At 57.6% G+C, this 14857-nt stretch carries 12 protein-coding genes and 1 pseudogene; 3 read left to right on the forward strand and 10 right to left on the reverse strand.

Features of this window, described 5'->3' with window-relative positions:
- Nucleotides 1–156 precede the first annotated feature (156 nt).
- The 5 genes from AC1MEE_RS03210 to antA form a co-directional block, all read right to left on the reverse strand.
- Entirely contained in the window at nt 157–1308 is a 1152-nt protein-coding gene (locus AC1MEE_RS03210) for an acyl-CoA dehydrogenase family protein (RefSeq protein WP_480413784.1), read from the reverse strand.
- Nucleotides 1309–1311: 3 nt separating this feature from the next.
- A complete protein-coding gene (locus tag AC1MEE_RS03215; RefSeq protein ID WP_480413785.1) occupies nt 1312–2415 on the reverse strand; it encodes an enoyl-CoA hydratase/isomerase family protein in 1104 nt (367 codons plus the stop codon).
- 293 nt (nt 2416–2708) lie between these two features.
- Nucleotides 2709–3734 (reverse strand): anthranilate 1,2-dioxygenase electron transfer component AntC, encoded by a 1026-nt coding sequence (gene antC, locus AC1MEE_RS03220; RefSeq protein ID WP_480413786.1) that lies wholly within the window; start codon nt 3732–3734, stop codon nt 2709–2711.
- Nucleotides 3735–3751: 17 nt separating this feature from the next.
- On the reverse strand, nt 3752–4243 hold the full coding sequence (gene antB / locus AC1MEE_RS03225) for an anthranilate 1,2-dioxygenase small subunit (protein ID WP_480413787.1): 492 nt from the start codon (nt 4241–4243) through the stop codon (nt 3752–3754).
- A gap of 2 nt (nt 4244–4245) precedes the next feature.
- The gene (gene antA / locus AC1MEE_RS03230; RefSeq protein WP_480413788.1) at nt 4246–5634 is read right to left on the reverse strand and encodes an anthranilate 1,2-dioxygenase large subunit; all 1389 of its coding nucleotides are present in this window, start codon (nt 5632–5634) and stop codon (nt 4246–4248) included.
- A 312-nt stretch (nt 5635–5946) separates the two neighbouring features.
- Between antA and AC1MEE_RS03235 the strand changes: the two are divergent.
- Nucleotides 5947–6961 (forward strand): annotated as a pseudogene (locus AC1MEE_RS03235) (AraC family transcriptional regulator).
- A 64-nt stretch (nt 6962–7025) separates the two neighbouring features.
- Here the strand turns inward: AC1MEE_RS03235 and AC1MEE_RS03240 are convergent.
- From AC1MEE_RS03240 to AC1MEE_RS03250, 3 genes are all read right to left on the reverse strand, one after another.
- Nucleotides 7026–7607, reverse strand: a complete 582-nt coding sequence (locus AC1MEE_RS03240) for a TetR family transcriptional regulator C-terminal domain-containing protein (protein WP_480413789.1) — start codon at nt 7605–7607, stop codon at nt 7026–7028.
- A gap of 234 nt (nt 7608–7841) precedes the next feature.
- Complete coding sequence (gene egtB, locus AC1MEE_RS03245; RefSeq protein ID WP_480413790.1) at nt 7842–9989, reverse strand: ergothioneine biosynthesis protein EgtB; 2148 nt, start codon at nt 9987–9989, stop codon at nt 7842–7844.
- A gap of 27 nt (nt 9990–10016) precedes the next feature.
- Entirely contained in the window at nt 10017–10385 is a 369-nt protein-coding gene (locus tag AC1MEE_RS03250; protein WP_480413791.1) for a DUF427 domain-containing protein, read from the reverse strand.
- Nucleotides 10386–10506: 121 nt separating this feature from the next.
- On the opposite strand from AC1MEE_RS03250, the gene AC1MEE_RS03255 reads away from it, so the two are divergent.
- The gene (locus AC1MEE_RS03255; RefSeq protein ID WP_480413793.1) at nt 10507–10965 is read left to right on the forward strand and encodes a nuclear transport factor 2 family protein; all 459 of its coding nucleotides are present in this window, start codon (nt 10507–10509) and stop codon (nt 10963–10965) included.
- A gap of 821 nt (nt 10966–11786) precedes the next feature.
- Here AC1MEE_RS03255 and AC1MEE_RS03260 read toward each other — a convergent pair.
- A complete protein-coding gene (locus AC1MEE_RS03260; RefSeq protein WP_480412050.1) occupies nt 11787–13121 on the reverse strand; it encodes an IS110 family RNA-guided transposase in 1335 nt (444 codons plus the stop codon).
- Nucleotides 13122–13823: 702 nt separating this feature from the next.
- On the opposite strand from AC1MEE_RS03260, the gene AC1MEE_RS03265 reads away from it, so the two are divergent.
- Entirely contained in the window at nt 13824–14219 is a 396-nt protein-coding gene (locus tag AC1MEE_RS03265; protein ID WP_480413794.1) for a hypothetical protein, read from the forward strand.
- A 56-nt stretch (nt 14220–14275) separates the two neighbouring features.
- On the opposite strand, the gene grxC is transcribed toward AC1MEE_RS03265, so the two are convergent.
- A complete protein-coding gene (grxC, locus tag AC1MEE_RS03270) occupies nt 14276–14527 on the reverse strand; it encodes a glutaredoxin 3 (protein WP_480413795.1) in 252 nt (83 codons plus the stop codon).
- Nucleotides 14528–14857: the final 330 nt, after the last annotated feature.

Consider the following 14857-nt stretch of genomic DNA (forward strand, 5'->3'; position numbering starts at 1 on the left):
CCGTTGCAAGAATTGCCAGGTTTTCACACAGTCTGTGTGGGAGCAGGCTTGCCTGCGAAGAGGCCGTCACATCCAATATCTTCAGTGGCTGACAGTCGGCTTTCGCAGGCAAGCCTGCTCCCACCATTTGTTTGTGGGAGCAGGCCTGCTGGTCAATCAAATCGTGTAATGCCGCAACTCGCGGGCAATCAGCAGGCGCTGGATCTCGCTGGAGCCTTCGTAGATCTGCGTGATCCGCGCATCCCGGTAATAGCGTTCCACCGGGTAGTCTTCCAGATAGCCGTAACCGCCGTGAATCTGCATGGCTTTGGAGCAGACTTTCTCGGCCATTTCCGACGCAAACAGCTTGGCTTGTGAGGCTTCCGACAAGCAGGGTTTTCCGGCGCTGCGCAGGCGAGCGGCATGGAGAATCAGCAGGCGTGAGGCGTTCAATTGCATATGCATGTCGGCGAGCATGTTAGAGACGCTTTGGTGCTCGATGATCGGTTTGTCGAACTGCACCCGCTCCCGGGAATACATCAACGCGGCCTCAAACGCTGCTCGGGCAATGCCCAGCGCCTGGGCGGCGATTCCGATACGACCGCCTTCGAGGTTGGACAGCGCAATGTTCAGTCCTTTGCCACGCTCGCCCAGCAGGTTGGCGGCGGGAATACGGCAGTCGCTGAAGGTCACCGCGCAGGTGTCGGAGGCACGAATACCCATCTTGTGTTCGGTGCGATCGACGACGAATCCGGGGGTGTCGGTGGGCACCAGAAACGCGGAGAGGCCTTTCTTGCCCAGCTCGGGATCGGTCACAGCGAAGACGATCGCCAGTTTGGCGCGTTTGCCATTGCTGACAAATTGCTTGGCGCCATTGATGATCCATTGGCCGTCACGCAGTTCGGCGCGGGTGCGCAGATTGTGCGCTTCGGAGCCGGCCTGCGGTTCAGTCAGGGCAAAGCAGCCAATGGCCTGACCGCTGGCCAACTCTGCCAGCCAGGTCTGTTTTTGTGCCTCGGTGCCGTAGTTGAGCACCGGGCCACAGCCCACTGAGTTATGGATGCTCATCAACGCACCTGTCGCGCCATCGCCTGCGGAGATTTCCTCCACCGCCAGGGCGTAGGCGACGTAGTCGACATAGGTGCCACCCCATTCTTCCGGGACCACCATGCCCAGCAGGCCCAGCTCACCCATCTTGGCGACCAGTGCGTCATCGATCCAGCCGGCTTTTTCCCAGGCTTGAGCGTGTGGCGCGATTTCATTGCGGGCAAAGTCGCGCGCCATGTCGCGAATCATTACCTGTTCTTCTGTCAGTTCGAGGTCGTGCATGGCTTAGCCCTCATGGCCGTTGAAGAAACTCTGGACATGCTCGGCACTGAGCGCCTGCAAGGTGGCTGGTTTCCATTGTGGATTTTTGTCCTTGTCGATGATCATTGCACGCACGCCTTCCATCAGGTCGCCGTGTTCGAACCATTGCCGATCCAGATGCAGCTCCAGCGCGAAGCAGGCTTCAAGCGGCAAGTGGCGACCGCGACGCAGCAGTTCCAGGGTCACCGCCATCGACAGCGGCGAACGGGTTTCCATCAGGCTTGCAGTGCTCATCGCCCAGTCGTGGCTGTTGGCGACGGTGACTTCACGCAGTTGTTCTATGATGCTCTGGACGTCCGGCAGGCCGAAGAAATGGTCGATGACCGGGCGCAGTTTTTTCAGCGGAGCATCGGGTAGTTGCTGCACGCCGTTTTTCGCCAGCAGGCTTTGTAAATCCCTCAGCGCATTGCCATTCCATATCAGGCTGTCCAGTTGCTGGTCGAGGAGCGGTAGCAGTCCACTCTTTACGTACCAGTCAGCCAAGCCGCAATACAGTGCATCCGCCGCATGAATCTGCACGCCGGTGACGCCAAGGTAAATGCCCAGTTCGCCCTGTACTCGCGGCAGGAAATAACTGCCGCCGACGTCCGGGAAATAACCGATGGCGACTTCCGGCATTGCCAGTCGGCTACGTTCGGTGACCACCCGTAAATCGGCGCCTTGCGCCAGGCCCATACCGCCGCCGAGGACGTAGCCATCCATCAGGGCCAGCACCGGTTTGCGATAGTGGTGAATGGTCAGGTCGAGGGCGTATTCCTCGAAGAAGAAGTCCAGGTGTACGGTCTGGCCGTTTTTGTAACTGTCGTACAACGAACGGATGTCGCCGCCGGCGCAGAAGGCCTTATCGCCGCTGCCACGCAAGACCACGGCGTACACCTCATCATCCTGCGCCCAGGCATCGAGCTGATCTTGCAGTGCGCGGACCATGTCCAGGGTGAGGGCGTTCAAGCCAGCGGGGCGATTGAGGGTCAAGTGGCCGATATGGTTGCGGACCGTGGCCAGCACGGTGTTACCGTTATAGGTGGTGTCGGCACCTGCAGTCCGAGTGGATAAATCCTGGGCAGTCATCGATATCTCCCTGCTGCTTTATTGTTCTGCTTCTCGTCTGGCGCGAGAAATGATTCCCGGATGCTAACAGTGCAAATTTGCAAAAGACAATCGGGAATTGTGCAGCAGGGCGATGCGTTTTTGCATGTGTAGGAGAACCCGACCCGTCTTCGACGCCGCGCTGTCGCGCAGCAAACTGGGTCTGTAGGAGCTGACTTGTCTGCGAAGACCATACGGCGCGATCTGTCAGACCCACCGCGTTGAATGGTCTTCGCAGACAAGTCAGCTCCTACGGGGACCGGTGCACTATGGAGTCAGGTATTGCTTTCAGTAAACTTCTCGACATACAGACGGGTGTTGTCCAGGGTTTGATCCTGCAACCAGACCTTGATCGATTCGACCATCGGCGGCGGGCCGCAGACGTAGACGTCGCAGGGGCTGTCGCGTAGTTCGGCACTGTCGAAGTGGTCGGTGATGTAACCGCGTTTACCTTCCCAGCCTGGGCTTTCAGCGCTGATCACCGGTGTGTAGCGAAAGTCCGGGATGCGCTCGGCATAGGCGTGGATACGCGCGGTTTCGCACAGGTCGGCGGCATCGCGAACGCCGTAGTACAACTGCACAGGCTGACCGCAGCCGCCGCGTTCGGCGATGTCATCGAGCATGCCCAGCAAGGCGGACAACCCGGTCCCTCCCGCCACCAGCACCAGCGGCTTGTCCACATGCCGCAGATAAAACGCACCCAGTGGCGCTTCGAAGCTGATTTCATCGCCGACCCGGCAGCGCTCGCGGATGTAATTGCTCATCACCCCGTCAGGCAGCAAGCGAATCAGGAACTGCAGCTGATTATTGGCATTGGGCTGGTTGGCGAACGAATAGGAACGTTTCGATTCGGTGCCAGGGATCTGCAGCCGCGCATATTGCCCCGGCAAGTACTCCAGGCGTTGACCGTCGGCGCTGGCATCCACATGCAGGATGGCCGTGCTCGGCGAGACCTGCTCGACCGCACTGACCCGCCCGCGTTGCAGGGCAGGGCCCACCGCGCTGCACAGGCTTGAGGCGAAGTCGAAGTAGAACGAGGCGTCAGACTGCACTCGGGTCTGGCAAGTCAGCATTTTGCGTTGCGCCAGGTCCTGGGCCGACAGCGCTTCTTCATCCACATAATCTTGCGTGTAATCACCGGACTCGCAGCGGCCCTGGCAGGTGCCGCATACGCCTTCGCGGCAATCCAGCGGGATGTTGATGCCGCTGCGTAACGCGGCGTCCAGCAGGACTTCATTGGGCTGCACGGCGAAAAACAGGTTTTTGCCATCGGCAAAGCTAAACGCGACCTTGTGGGTCATGGTCATGTCTCCAGCCATCAGAGATGGTAAAAATCGAGCACCGAATTGATCGTGTCGTTGAGCAGCACCACGTGTTTGCGGGTGATCTTCCAACTGTCGCCGACCGACTTGAGGTGGTACGTGGCGCGCCCGAAGAACTGTTCGGCGGTGGCCAAACGGTAAAAAAGGGTGTTCCAGTTGACCCGCACTTGCAGATGCCCATCGTCGAGAGGTGCGATGCGCACGTTGTTGATCATGTGCAAGGTGCGCGGCATGGGCGTCGCCGAGGCAGCCTTGCCGGTGCGCAGACGAAACACGCGGTCTTCCAGGCCTGAGCGGTTGGCGTAGTAAATCAGCGACATTTCACGCTTGGGATCGGTGGTGTGCACGTGCTCGGAATCCCATTGCGGCAGGTGGAACTCGCTGTTTTCGTCGAACAACGCCACGTAGGCGTCCCAGTCCTGGGCATCGCACAGTTCGGATTTACGATAGAGCAGTTGCTCGATCTGGTATTGCAATTCGAGATTCATCGTCACACCTCACGCAGTTTCAGGGATTTCGCTTCCAGGCCTTTGATCAGGAATTGCTTCCAATGGCTGTGCTGGTTGACGTAAAGCCCTTCATGGGTGAATTCCGTGCCGGTCATGGCGGGGTTGATGCCCAGGGTTTCGCTGTTGGGCGTGGCGCCTTCGACCCATTTGTGGCTGCCGCGAGAGATGTCGCTCCAGCGTTCCAGGCGCCCCTGAAAACCGCGTTGCGCTTCGCGAAACTCCACCAGATCGTCGGGAGTGCCCAGACCTGAGACGTTGAAGAAGTCTTCGAACTGGCGGATGCGGTTCTCCCGATCCTTGTCCGATTCGTTTTTGACCCCCAGACACTGACTGATGATCTCGGTCTTGTTCCAGGCGACGGGGCGGATGATGCGCAGTTGCGAGCTGATCTGATCGAGGAAGAACAGGCTTGGGTAGATGTTCAGGTTGCGCAGGCGATGCATCATCCATTCGGCCTTGATCTGGCCATATTCTTCGACCAGACGCGGCATGATGGTGGCGTAGCCGGAGCGCACGGCCGGGTTCGGCATGTCGCTGAACAGCAGGCTGTGGCCGTTCTTGAAGGAGAACCAGCCGTCGTCGGTATCGGCATCGCCGGCACCGAGTTTGCTGTAGTCCAGAGAGTCTGCTCCCACGGTGCCTTTCTCGGTATTGACCTGTTGGCGGTGCTGGACCGTGGCCACGTAGTTGTAGTGCACGGTGCTGACGTGATAACCGTCCAGGCCATTCTCGTTTTGCAGCTTCCAGTTGCCGTCGTAGGTGTAGCTGGATTTGCCCGGCAGCACTTCCAGTTCGCCGGTGGCCGACTGCGCGACCATCATGTCGAAAAAGATCTTCGCATCGCCGAGGAAGTCTTCGAGGCTGTTCGTCGCGGTGACATCGAGGCTGATAAAGACGAAGCCCTTGTAGCTCTCGATACGGGCTTTTTTCAGGCCGCGGGTAGCTTTGTCGAAGCCTTCCGGGTATTCGCCGGGTGCCTTGACCTTGACCAGACGCCCATCGCTTTTGTAGCACCAGGCGTGGAAGGGGCAGGTGAGGGTCGACTGGTTGCCCTTGCCGACGCGGGTCAGGGTAGTGCCGCGATGCTGGCAGGCGTTGACCAACGCGTTGAGCTGACCTTCACCGTCGCGAGTGATGATCATCGGCTGCCGACCGGCGCGCATCGTCTTGAAGTCGTGTTTGTTGGAGATTTCGCTTTCGTGGCAGGCGTAGATCCAGTTCTTCTCGAAGATCAATTCCATCTCGAGATCGAACAGCTCGGGCTCGGTGAATATGTCCCGGGCGACGCGAAACACGCCTTCTACCGGACGAAAATCCAGGCAACCTTCAATGAATGCTTTCCATTGGGTGACGCTCTTTTCGCTGCTCATTATTGTAGACCTCAGGCATCGGTGAATCCGTGAGGTCATTTAATGAGTTGCGCGAAATCGGGTCTATCCGGTTAGTCGGTGAAGGCAGGCCAAATAGTTGGGTGGGGTGTATCAGGTAAAACCTGCTACCTAATGACCCACACGATGCTTATCAAGCACTGTTGTGCAGCTTTTCATTCTGTCAAAAACACTCCAATTATCCGGAAAGTACGCCAAAGCTATCCACTCAATCAGCGACGGCGCATTCTGCTCGCTGGCGGCATGGTGTTTGCTGTCATACCGTTGTAAATAGCCTGTTGGTGAGTGCCCGTGATGACTACAAGGCGAGATCTTCCTCCTGGAGACATTCGTGTCGATCGCTATGACCTGGCGGGCGCGCGCGCATGGATGGCGGGTATCTGCGGGCCGCACGTGCTGAAAACCAGCTGCCCTGACCGTATTCATTTTCACCACACGGGCAACGTGCTCAAGTCAATGGCGACCACCCTGGGCACCATCGAGTACGGCACCGACGTGACCATCAGTGTCGAAGACATCGAGCACCTCAACTGCTACAGCCTGAGCCTGCCGATGGTGGGCGAACAGGAATTGATACTGCGCGGCACTCGCCTGCGCTCCGATGTAGAGCGCGGCCTGATCGTATCGCCTGACGACAGCCAGGAGCTGACCATCGCCGGAAACTGCCGCAAAGTTCAGGTGGCGATCACCCAGACCGCCATGCGTCAGACCCTGGAAGACATGCTGCAACGCCCGCTGCAAGCACCCTTGCGTTTCGAGTCGGTGATGGATGCCGTCAACGGCACCTCGGCGTCTTGGTGGCGGCTGGCCCGCTATCACTTGGGCGAACTGGAAAGCAGCCGTGACCTTTACGATCAGGTGGTGTTCAGTCGGGACATTGAAAGTGCGTTGATCAAGGGCCTGATACTCGCCCAGCCAAATAACTACTCCGAAGAGTTGCGCCAGTTACTGGAGGTCAAACTGCCTTTTTATCTGGTCCGGGCCAAAGAGTTCATGCACGCGAATGCCCGGGAAGACGTGCATCTGGAAGACATTGAACGGGCGTCGGGAATATCCCGCTTCAAGCTGTTCGAAGACTTCCAAAAAATACTTCGCCATGTCGCCCATGGCGTATTTGAAGAAGTACCGACTGAGCGCGGTCCGCCAGGAAATGCTCGAGGACCGTTCGGCGCGCAATATTTCGGTGATCGCCCTGGGCTGGGGCTTTACTCACCTTGGACGCTTTTCCAGTGAATACCGCAAGCTGTTCGGCGAAACGCCGAGCGCCACCTTGCAACGCAACGAAGCCCGTCGTGCCCGCTCGCTCTGAAGTGCGCGGGGCGCCCTGAATCTGCGCCCAACCACCGGCTCAGCCGCTCATCGGCCGAAAGGGTTCAACGTAATACGTCGGAGAACAGGATGTTGATGAAGCTCTGCATGGGTTCGGTCGTGCGCTGGGCCTTGCCGACCAGCATCGCGCCTTGCAGGGACGATACGATGAACAGCGCTGTTTGGTCGCAGTCGAAATCCTTGCGCAACTCGCCAGCCTCGATAGCCGCCTTCAGGCAGTTCGCGATCATCTCTTGCAACGAGGCGAATATCTCCACCAGACGATTACGGATCAGGTCGCTGTGTTCGCTGGCCTCAGCGGCGAAGTTGCCAAACAGGCAGCCTTTGTTGAGGCAGCCGTGTTCGAGAAACTGTTGATGCCAATCGACGTAACTGCGCAGCCGTGCCAACGGCGCAAGTGCGTCGTTACGCAGCGTTTCATCGATGATCGTGTGAGTGTTTGAAAAATAAAGGTCAAGAATCTCCAGACCAAACATTTCCTTGGAAACGAAGTGGTTGGTGAATGAACCTTGAGGTACGCCCGCAGCCTGAACGATGTCCCGCACGCTTGCGCCCGCGAATCCACGTTCGTGTACCACCTTGAGACCTTCGGTCAGTATTTTGTCGCGATGTGATGGTTTAGCCATGGCTCGATAATATGCTCATACATATTGGAAGTCTATTCAGCCACTCCCACAGTTTTTGTGCCTGACACTGATCCACAGTGGGAGCGAATTCATTCGCGAATGCGTTGGGGCAGGCAGCGATGATGTTGAATGTGCCGAGGTCTTCGCGAATGAGTTTGCGGGACGGCGGTGTGTCTGACACACCGCCATCGCGGGCAAGCCCGCTCCTACAGGTTTTTGTGCCCCTGCACAGAATCACGCCTTCAGGCTGAACAACGCCACCTGCGGCGCTTCACTCACCCAATACTCGCTCACCGACCAGCCGGCCCTTGCCGCCAGTGCGGTGAACGATTCGACGGTGAATTTGTGCGAGTTTTCGGTGTGCAGGCGTTCGCCGGCGCTGAAGTGGAAGGTGCGTCCGGCGACCGTGACGGCCTGTTCGCGGTGGCTCTCCAGGTGCATTTCCATGCGTTCCTCGGTGTCGTTCCACAGCGCCAGATGGTCGAAGGCCTCGACGTTGAAATCGCCATCCAGTTCACGGTTGATGCGGGTCAACAGGTTCTTGTTGAAGCGCGCCGTCACGCCTTCGGCATCGTCATAAGCCGCGACCAGGATGTCGGCGTCCTTGACCAGATCCACCCCGACGATGAAATGCGCTTGATCGCCCAGCAACGCATGGGCCGAATGCAGAAACTTCGCTGCTTGATCATGGGTGAAATTGCCAATGGTCGAGCCGGGGAAGAACCCCACACACGTGTGTCCGGCGACCTCGGTCGGCAATTGCAGCGCACGGCTGAAATCATCGATCTGGGGCGCCACGTTCAATCTCGGATAGCGCTTTCTCAGCAGCGCGGCGGCTTTCTTCAGCGCGTTGGCACTGATATCGATGGGTACGTACAGAGCAATCTGCGGCGCGGCGTCGAGCAGCAGACGGGTTTTCTCGCTGGCGCCGCTGCCGAATTCCACCAACGCTGCGCCCTCAGGAATCACAGTGGCAATCTGCTGGGCCACCTGGGTCAACAGGCCGGTTTCGGCGCGCGTCGGATAGTATTCGACGGTCTCGCAGATGGCCTCGAACAGCTCTGAGCCAGCGGCATCGTAAAAGTATTTGGGCGACAGGTTTTTCACCGGCGCCGACAGCCCGGCAATGACGTCGCGGGCGAACTCGCTGTCGTGACTGTTCACCACACCTGGCTGACGCGCATCGCGAGCCAGCCGCAGGCCGGAAAACATCCAGCGCTTTTCCGGGTGGAAAAAATTGCGGTAGGTCGTGCGAGCGTGGTCGGGGGAGGTGATGCTGGCGCCCCCCCGCAGGACCATCAGGTTGATCATGAACTTGCCGTTGTATTCGCCCACAGCACTGGCCGCCGGACGAAACCCCGGATAGGCGTTGTAGGCACTTTGTGTCCATTGCCAGGCAACGTCATCGACCTGCTCAAGCAACCCCGCCTCAGCGGCGGCTTCCCATTCGGCTTCCGTCGGCAGACGCGCATCGGCCCATTGGGCAAAGGCCGCGGCTTCGTAATAACTGATGTTGATCACCGGTGCTGCGGGATCGATAGCTTCCAGACCGCGCAGCGTCATCTGGCGCCAGCCGTGTTCGTCGTGTTGCCAATAGAGCGGCGCGCTCCAGCCATTTTCTTGCACCACCGCCCAGCCGTCCGACAGCCATAGCCCGGCCTTGGTGTAGCCGCCATCCGCCATGAACGCCAACCATTCTCCGTTAGTTACCAGACGGTCGCTGATTTCGAACGCTTGCAGGTAAGTGGTGTGCCTCGGGCCTTCATTGTCGAAGGCAAAACCTTTGCCCTTGTGGCCGATTTTGGTCAGTCCGCCTTTGAGCGGCTTGAACAGACCGCGACGCCCGGACAGGTCTTTGGCCCAGTGTGGGTCATAGGCCGGTTTGAGCGAGGAGGTGCTGAACAGGTGCAGGATGTCCATCAGCAACAGCTCTTGATGCTGTTCCTCATGGGCCAGGCCCAGCTCAATCAGATCGGACGTGGTATCGGGCAGCTCCGACTCAAGCAGGGTGCGCATGTGTTCATCGACATGCTTGCGGTAGTCCAGAACCCTGTCCACGGTCGGACGTGTCAGCAACCCGCGTTGTGGCCGGGGATGACGGGGGCCGATGGCTTCATAGTAGGAGTTGAACAGGTAACCGAACGCTGGATCGAAGGGGCGATAATCGACGATGTTTTCTGCTAACAGGAACGTCTCGAAGAACCAGGTGCAATGCGCCATGTGCCATTTGGCGGGGCTTGCGTCAGGCATCGACTGAACCACCATGTCCTCAGGGCTGAGCGGTGCGATCAGGCTCTCGGTCCGGCTTCGAATGGTCAGGTAGCGCTTGAGTAGCACGTTACCGGCGGGGACATCGCGTGGCTCGCTTGAGGTGCTGGTCATCAGTGTTCTCTCCGGTGAGTCCGTCGTTCAGCCCTGCACACCCTCGGTTTCGAAGGTCACCTGATCAGGATAAAAGGCGACGTGTTCCTTTATTTCTGCCACGGCCGGGTACGGTTCTTCGTAGGTCCAGACAGCGTTCTCGGCGTTTTGCCCTTCGGCGTTCAGGCTGAAGTAATGGGCGTCACCCTTGTAGGGACAATAACTGTGATGTTCGGTGCGCGTGTAATGTTCAAGCCGAATATCGGATCGTGGGATATAAAAAACTGCGGGGTCCCTGGCTTCTTCGAGTTTCAGCGCCTTGTCAGTCTGCGCCACGACAGCGCCTTTGAAGCGAACGGTGACACGCCCCAGGAACGGGGAGACGGTGATGGGATGATCAGGGCCGGGGATTTTCATGGTGATAACTCCTTGCGCCACGTGAAAGGGGGAAACCGCTTGTCTGAAGCCTGAAGCCGAAGGTTGTCCAGTACATAAAATCACTGTCTAGGCCCCACTATTCTGCACTGCGGAGACAGCCATGATCAGCCAGCAGACTATGACCGATGAGCAACGCAAGTCGGTTGCGCTCGAGTACCTCAAGGCGTTTGATAACGGCGGTATTACATCCTCTGGCGGCATCCTCCTCGATCTCTTCGCGGGCGACGCGCAGGTGCTGTTTCCCAAGTGGGGATTGGCCTCGGGGCGTGATCAGATCGGACAAATGTTCACGGACCTGGGCACACAGTTTAAGTCAATCACTCACGATTACGCCCACATCAACTGGATTATGTCGGGCTCAGACACCGTGGTCTGCGAAGGCACCAGTTTCGGCGAGCACATCGAGGGCGAGTGGCGTGGCGGTGTGCCCACTTCCGGGCCGGGTTACTGGTGTGCTGTGTTCGAGATTCGAGACTGGAAAATTCAGCGCTGCTTCATTTACCTGGACCCTGATTTCGGCAACCAGGACACCGCGCGCTACCCTTGGCTTAATCGGTGAATGCCAGGCGATGAGGCCACTCGCAACGTGGTGATTGCCCGGTAAACAAGGCGCTGCGAGCGTGCCAGCGGCACCTGCCGAGACTCGCTGCTTCAATATTCGGCACATCAACATAAACAAATGGGGGGGAGGCCCCACTTCCGTACTGTTCTGTTGTTCTCTCATATAACAACCCCCGCAGTCTTCCACCACTACGGGCGTCGTTTACTTCTATCGCCTCAACATAACTTCAAAACAATCCAGCGACCATTCACCGCTTCCGCCGTCGATTTCGCCAGTTCGGCGACTTGGACCGACGATATGGATCGGGGATTTTCCGAGGCTCACTGGTTCGCTGATCGTCGAAACGCTGCCGAGGGTTATAAGGCGGTGGGTCGGGGGTGATTTTGACCATGTGATTCAACTCCTGATCAATGTTGAAGGCGCCGTCACCATCGCTACCAAACGATAGGGTGGCGGCCGTACGCAGGTTGGTAGACCGGTGATCAGGCAAACCGGCGCGTCCGAGGACGCCAAGCGCACGGCCACCATAAAAGCGCAGGCCGAAAAAAAGCGCCTTGCACAAGGTGGCGCTTTGCGCCTGATCACATAGAGGGCTACCAAACCCGATCGCTGAATTTGCAGCAACCGGCGCAGATTAGTGCCGTGAATCAGCAGGCGCAAGCGGGTGGAATCTTCTAGGAAATTTCACTCAAGGGAAAGGGAAGGGGCTTGCGATTTCGTTACATTGCCTTTGTTTTAGCGGGACCCTTCGCAGCGGGACGCTTAGTTGCAAGCCTGCTCTCATCAAACAAAAAATAACGCATTGTTTTTTATGCCTTTTATTTGGCCATAACTAACTGCATCCCAAGCTTGTGTGCCTTGCGTTCCAGGGCACGCAGTTGACGGTGTCGACTCTCGGCTTCATAGGCTTCCATACCTCGCTCCACGTAGGGTTGGCCTTTGGTCAACATGACGTAGATCAGGCGGGCCAGTTGATGCGCGGTGGCTTTGATGGCGCACGCGGTATCCATGCGCGCCAACCGGGCTCGATGGCTGGCGCCGATGAAGCTCTTGTCGTTGCGCGCGTTGGACGCGGCCTGCTTCAAGGCCTGCGCGGCTCGATTCGAGACCTTTGGCGGACTACCAGGCAGCTGCCTGCCGCCGGATATCCGGGTCGCAGGTGCCAGGCCGAGCCAGGAACAGAAGTGTTGTTGTGTGGGAAATCGCGATAAATCAGGCCCGATTTCGCTCGCCAGTGCCAAAGCGGTTTCGACGCCGATGGTGGGAATAGCGGTCAAATCAACGCCCATTATTTTTCCCAGCGCACGGTGCAAACGGGCTTGCTCGGCTGACGAGCGGTGCGGGCTGCGCAGTGCCTTGGCCGGCGGCAGAGGTTCATCGTTCAATACCGGCAGTCGATCAATGGCGTGAGCGATGGCCTGATCGCATTCGGCAATTTGCTGTTCCAGAAAATCATGCGTCGCCATTTCCTGAGCCAGGGCATGCAGATGCTCGGTTCGCCAGTTACCGCGCAGGCTGCGGGCAATGGTTTCATGATCGGCCTTGATGTGACCGTTTCGAAAACCGGCCAATACGTACGGATCACGCTCGCCGCCGATGATCGCGTTGAGGATTTTCTTGCCCGTCAGGCCGGTGATGTCACTGATGACAGTGGCTAGCTGGATGTTCATCTGGGTCAAGGCTTTCTGCATGCGATTGACGCTCTTGGCCTGATCGCGAACTTTCATTGCGCGCTGGCGAACCAGAGAGCGCATCGAGCAAATGTCGTCGGCGGGCCGAAAGGCGCCTCTGAGCAAGCCGTGGGTCATGAGCTGCCAAATCCACTGGCAGTCCAGCACATCGGATTTGCGCCCGGAGGTCTGGCGGGTGGCGCGGGAGTTCACCAAATACACCTCGAAGCCCCGTGCATCGAGGATTTCAAACAGCGGTATCCAGTAGACCCCGGTTGCCTCCATGGCCACGACATTGATCTTCAACGCTTCGAGCCAATCGGCTAATGCGAGCAACTCGTCGGTGAACGTTTTAAACGAGCGGACAGGGGTGTCGCTCTGGTCGGGGTTGACCCCCACCCAATGCTCGCGACTGCCAATATCGATACCCGCACAATGAGGGTGAACCACTTCAAAACGTTTCTGCTGGTTCTTGCGCGCCATGACAATTCCTCGCAGGATTGAGGGGCGCGCGGGGAGCACGGTGGCGAATGGATTCACTCTCTCATACGTGGTCACAGTTTGCTGTGCCGACAACGACTCCACGCCGATACCGTGCGGACCACTCTCCCATGCGGGTGCGTACACACCAGTGATGGCTACGGTCTTGGTCCCCGCGCGCACTTCGATTCTACGACGTGCCCCTGTTTGCTGCGCGACAGCGCGGCGTCGAAGACGCGGCGAGGCCTCCCATCAAACAACCTGTAAGTGATTGAAATATATGAAGTTAATATTTTGAAATTTGTAGGAGCTGACTTGTCTGCGATCGGCTGCGAAGCAGTCGTAAATGGGCTGGACACGAAATCGCTGGAAGGTCCTTCGGCCCTTTTCGCAGACAAGTCAGCTCCTACGCCCTCCGGGCAGAATCGAGCCCCTGTTTGCTGCGCGACAGCGCGGCGTCGAAGACGGGGCGGAATCTCCCACAGTCATCTGCACCAGAAAACAATAGGAGACCCCGATTTGAGACTGACCCGGTTTTGAGGTTTTTCGAAAGTCGGAAATAGTGAAAATAGTTGTATGCCCCCTATTTTTATGGAGCCAAAGAGGATGGCCGACTGTCGTTTAATTGCCGGGTTCATGGTGATCCTCAGGCTGCGTGCCTAGGCTCTAACGAGCTTCCACAATCGACATAAGATGAGGTGCGGCATGAATCTGAAAGGCTTGAGTTACGCGTTGGCGGCCCTTGCGCTAGCGGGCTGCGCCTCCTCAGGAGACCATGTCATAAAGCCCATAAGTCCTTCAGCCGTGGCTTTAGATGACGTTCAGATCTGCCACACGCTAATCGGCAACAAATTGAAGGATATCGCCTCCAATGGGAAACCATACTCTATGAGCTTCAATGCGGACGGCTCCGAGATTTTTATGATGTCAGGATCACAGCCGCAGGTAGAGAGCTGGACAGTTAAGGATGGAGTGCTTTGTTTCACTGTGCCCGAGGACCCGGATGAGTGTTATCGGCTCAAAAAAAACAAGGATGACTACTGGCTGGTAGATCCAGATACCGATGAAGTGTATTACAGCTACACCTTGGCTCCCCAGTGAGGAGCCAAGATGCACCGGTATAGAACAATAGGAACAATAGGGGACACCAATACCATTCAAGCCAGCATGCCCATCAATGCGCCTTGGCGATCAAGCTTGGCCAAGTCGTCGAAACCACCGACATGATGATCGCCGATGAAAATCTGCGGCACGCTCCGACGACCACTTCGCGCCATCATTTCCTGGCGCTGCTTCGAATCGAATTCGATATTGATTTCCGTTATCGCGACGCCTTTGCTGGTCAGCAAGGTTTTTGCGTTACGGCAGTAAGGACAGGTGCTGGTGGTGTACAGGGTGACTTCGTTCATGACAAAACTTCCTCTAAATGAATGACTCGAAATGAATGCATTGCAAAAGGATCCAGGCGCGTCGGGCGCCAGGTACGGTTCCTATGCTAGAGAGATAAGTCTTCTTTTTGGGTGCAAACAGTCGACGATATGCGACAGATCGTCCAATAAGAGCCAGCCCGGGGATGGCGGCGCTGCCGAGGGTTATAAAGGGGGGGGCGCGCGATCATTGCGATGCGGCAAGCAGGGTAAATAGCATGCTTGTGTAAAGTCGCTTGATGGCTTATAGCTCTTGGCTATTATGTGCGCGCCGAAATGGGCAGCGAAGCTGAACCCGTCCTTGCATTGGTA

The organism is Pseudomonas sp. ASL3 (genome assembly GCF_056680425.1).